We start from the raw sequence: 2,522 nt of genomic DNA, 5'->3' as shown, positions 1-2,522 counted from the left end.
GGCGGCGATCTCGATAAGGGTGAGGCCGCGTTTCAGATCAGTTTCAAGACCCGCCTCTGGGCGACCAATGACCGCCGCCTCGGTTTCTGGTTCGCCTACACCCAGCAGAGCTTTTGGCAGGTCTACAACGGCGACATCTCGAGTCCGTTTCGCGACACCAATTACATGCCCGAGCTCAAGGTCGCCTGGCAGCCGCAATGGTCTGTCGGCGGCTTCGATTGGCGTCTGCTGAGCCTGGGCTACGCGCACGAATCCAATGGCCGCTCCGATCCGATCTCGCGCAGCTGGGATCGCCTGGTGGCCGAGATCGGACTCGAGAGGGAGAACTTCGCACTGCTGATCCGACCTTGGATCAGGATCGACGATTCAAGCTCCGACAAGGATAACCCGGACATCACCGATTACTACGGCTACGGCGACATCACCGCCGTCTACAAATGGCGCGGCCACAGCTTCACGCTGATGGCACGGGGCAACCCGGCCGAAGCGAAAGGGGCGGTTAGGGCAAGCTGGATGACACCCACGCTCATCGGTCCGCTGCGCGGCTATCTGGTCGGCTTCAGTGGCTACGGCGATACACTGCTCGATTACAACTTCAAGCAGAATGCGATATCGATCGGGATTGCATTGAATGACGTGCTTGATCGATAGTCATCGAGTGTCCTCTTGGCACCACTCAGCAGCGACTCACGCGCATCTTCCGCGAGCAGGTCGGGATGAGCGCCTACGAATATCTGCAGGAGATGCGCCTGGAGCGCGGGCGGACGCTGCTGCTGGACACCGATCTGCAGATCTAGTTGATCGCGGACCGGGTTGACTATCGCAATGCCGGAGATTTCATCCGCGCTTTCCGCCGACATTTCGGGGGACACCCAGGCAATTCCGGCAGGGGTGATGGCAGCCCGATGAGGTTGATGAACAGTCGCTTGGGGTCAACCCCTAGGCATGCGGCTTGGGCATGACGATCGGTTGGCGTCGAGTCCGCGCCACGGGTCTTAGATGACCTGCTGCTGCACCACCCTCACCGCCGATGTGCGCGGCACGATGGGGCGGTTGCGCGCGCTCAGCTCAGCGCGGGTCAGCGCCACACCCAGCAAGAGCAGCAGGGCGGAGAAGTAGACCCAGAACAGGATCACCAGCAGCGAAGCGGCGGCCCCATAGGTCGACGCAATCGCGGTCTTGGCAAGATAGACCGCGATGCCATAACGGCCGAGGGTAAGTAGCAGTGCCGTGACCAAGGCGCCTGGCAGCACGTCCCGCCAGGACAAGCGCACGTCGGGCAGCACCTTGAACAGCGCTGCGATGAACAGCGCGGTGATCAGCACCGCGGCGAGGCTTTGGGCAGCGCCTGAGAGCAGATCCGGCTGCAATACCTGCAGTGGCCCGCTCAGATGCACGGAGCTGATCAGGGTTTGAATCGCAATGGCAGCGATGAAGTACAGCAGCAGCCCCAAGCCGATCAAGAGCACGACGAGCAGAGACAGCAGCCGCGTGCGAGCCATTTGCCAGAAGGGTGCTAGGCGATCGTGGCCGGGCCTTGGGCGCACGCCCCAGAGCAGGTTCATCGAATAGCGTAGTTGACCGAACACCACGGTCGCCCCGGTCAGGATTGCGCCGATGCCGACGAGCGTTGGCAGCGGCCCGGTCTCTTCGGGCCGCGACATCAGGATCGCTTGCTCGATGGCGGTGGCGGCCTCGGCGCCCATCGCGCCCTGCAGCTGGGCGACGATCTCGCCTTGCGCCGCACCCTGGCCGAGCACGACGCCGATCACCGTCACCGCGATGATCAGGGTTGGCGCGAGCGAGAAGATGGTGAAGAAGGCAAGTGCGCCTGCCTGCATGAACGGGTTGTGCTCAAGCCAGAGGTTCACGCCGCTGACCAGGATGGTCAGCAACTGGCGAAGCCGGCGCGCAACGGGTCCTGGAATCCACCTGTTAGCCATGAACACTGCACCCACCACCGTCGGGATCGCTGAGGATGGCGACCTGGACCGCATCGCGCTTTGCGACAGCCGCAGTGTATGTGCTTGAGGCCACGCTGCCAAGCAAGTGGGTTACCGAAGCTGGTCTTGGGCGGTCAGGCGCCAATGCCCTGTCTGGAGCCGACTGGCATGCACCGGTGAGCGCCGCGCTGGAGCCTGATCGCATGCTGGTGACCGAGCTGGATCGGGGTGAGAATGAGGTGTCAATGGATCGGTTTGGCCAGCAGAAACAGCCAGGTCACCAGCACGAAACAGGCTCTGAGTGTCGGGATAGCAAAGGGCGTGACGGCGGCGACCATCGCGCCTTGCACTAGGACGGTCACGATGGCAAGGGGCCGCATGGCCCAAGTGCACCCGGATCGGTGCGGTGATTGCGGTGATCTGGCGCTTCCTTGTGGAAGGCGAGGTGCTGGACCGCGGGTTGTGCAAGTGGCGAGTCGCCGGCTTGGCCTTGCTAATTCTCTCTCTGCTGCTTTGGGGTGGAGTGCTGAATGCGCGCTGACAGCATAGGGCCGCTTTCGTGAGCAGAAAGAGTCCGGA

Annotated in this window: 4 protein-coding genes; 3 read left to right on the top strand and 1 reads right to left on the bottom strand. The window is 62.7% G+C overall.

The annotated features are described in order from the left end of the window. Positions 1-651 (top strand): phospholipase A (locus tag ACY693_RS18295; RefSeq protein ID WP_462323240.1); only part of this gene is annotated, 651 nt, incomplete at its 5' end. Continuing rightward, a complete protein-coding gene (locus ACY693_RS18290) occupies positions 648-797 on the top strand; it encodes a helix-turn-helix domain-containing protein (protein ID WP_462323241.1) in 150 nt (49 codons plus the stop codon). The genes ACY693_RS18295 and ACY693_RS18290, both read left to right, overlap by 4 nt. 198 nt (positions 798-995) lie before the next feature. Here the strand turns inward: ACY693_RS18290 and ACY693_RS18285 are convergent, their stop codons facing one another. Then, positions 996-1,943 carry a YihY/virulence factor BrkB family protein gene (locus tag ACY693_RS18285; protein WP_462323239.1) on the bottom strand — a complete coding sequence of 316 codons (948 nt, stop codon included), beginning with the start codon at positions 1,941-1,943 and terminating at the stop codon, positions 996-998. Positions 1,944-1,978: 35 nt separating this feature from the next. Here ACY693_RS18285 and ACY693_RS18280 point away from each other — a divergent pair, with 35 nt between their 5' ends. After that, complete coding sequence (locus ACY693_RS18280) at positions 1,979-2,296, top strand: hypothetical protein (RefSeq protein WP_462323238.1); 318 nt, start codon at positions 1,979-1,981, stop codon at positions 2,294-2,296. Positions 2,297-2,522 lie beyond the last annotated feature (226 nt).

The sequence above is a fragment of the Halochromatium sp. genome (genome assembly GCF_054919635.1).
This window is presented reverse-complemented; position numbering and strand designations above follow the sequence as displayed.

What these genes read in the sequence shown, in the direction of transcription:
- ACY693_RS18285 (WP_462323239.1), bottom strand. Translation starts at nt 1,943, where the DNA reads ATGGCTAACAGGTGGATTCCAGGACCCGTTGCGCGCCGGCTTCGCCAG.
- ACY693_RS18280 (WP_462323238.1), top strand. Translation starts at nt 1,979, where the DNA reads ATGGCGACCTGGACCGCATCGCGCTTTGCGACAGCCGCAGTGTATGTG.